At 72.1% G+C, this 1,077-nt stretch carries 1 protein-coding gene; it reads left to right on the top strand.

Translation table 11 applies throughout. The annotated features are described in order from the left end of the window. On the top strand, positions 1-1,040 hold a 1,040-nt coding region (locus tag D183_RS0109525; protein WP_017908789.1), incomplete at its 5' end, for an ATP-dependent helicase C-terminal domain-containing protein. Positions 1,041-1,077 lie beyond the last annotated feature (37 nt).

A 1,077-nucleotide genomic window follows, 5' to 3' on the forward strand; every position in this document is an offset into this window, starting at 1 on the left:
GGCGGCGGCGCCTGCGCAGCGACGCCGCCGCGCCGGACAGCGTGGAGGCCCACGAACTCGGCGATCTGCTGGCGCACGCCTTTCCCGACCGCATCGGCACGCGTCACCCCAGCGATCCGCTGCGCTACCAGCTGGCCAATGGCCGCAGCGTGCGCTTGTTCGACAACAGCGACCTGCGCGGCGAGCCCTGGCTGGTCGCCACCGAGCTGCGCCACGAGGCCAAGGACGCGTTGCTGCTGCGCGCCGCGCCGGTGGACGAGCGCTACCTGCGCGCGCAGTTTCCGCAGCGCTTCGCACAGGAGGACGTGGTGCGTTGGGACCCGGAACGGCGCGCGCTCACGGCGCTGCGCGAAACTCGTTTCGACCGCATCGTGCTCGACAGCCGCCCCGCCGGCCGGGTCGAGCCGGCGCAGGCAGCCGCGGCGCTGACCGACGCGGTGCGCGAATTGGGGCTGCAGGCGCTGCCCTGGAGCGAGAACCTGTCGCAATGGCGCGCACGGGTGGCGGGACTGCGCCAGTGGATGCCGGAACTGGAGCTGCCGGACCTGGGCGATACCGCGCTACTGGCCAGCCTCGACGACTGGCTGCGCCCGGCCTTCGCCGGCAAGACCCGGCTCGATGCGCTGAGCGAGGACGAGCTGGGCGAGGCGCTGAAGGCGCGGCTGCCGTGGGACCGCCGCCAGGCCATCGACCGCCATGCCCCGGTGCGCATCGCGGTGCCCTCGGGCATGGAACGGCGCATCGACTACAGCCTGGACCATGCCGGGCAGCCGCAGCCGCCGGTGCTGGCGGTCAAGCTGCAGGAGCTGTTCGGCCTGGCCGACACCCCGCGCATCGCCGACGGCCGCGTGCCGCTGCTGCTGCACCTGCTCTCCCCCGGCGGAAGGCCGCTGCAGGTCACCCAGGACCTGCGCAACTTCTGGTCCAGCACCTACCCGGAAGTGAAGAAGGAGATGAAAGGCCGCTATCCGCGCCACCCGTGGCCGGACGACCCCTGGACCGCCACCGCCAGCCATCGCGCCAAGCCGCGTGGCACCTAGTTGTGTAAACCCACCACGTTGTTCAGTGGAATTCGGG

Origin of the sequence: Xanthomonas sp. SHU 199 (genome assembly GCF_000364665.1) — a bacterium.
Taxonomy (GTDB): Bacteria; Pseudomonadota; Gammaproteobacteria; order Xanthomonadales; family Xanthomonadaceae; genus Xanthomonas_A; species Xanthomonas_A sontii.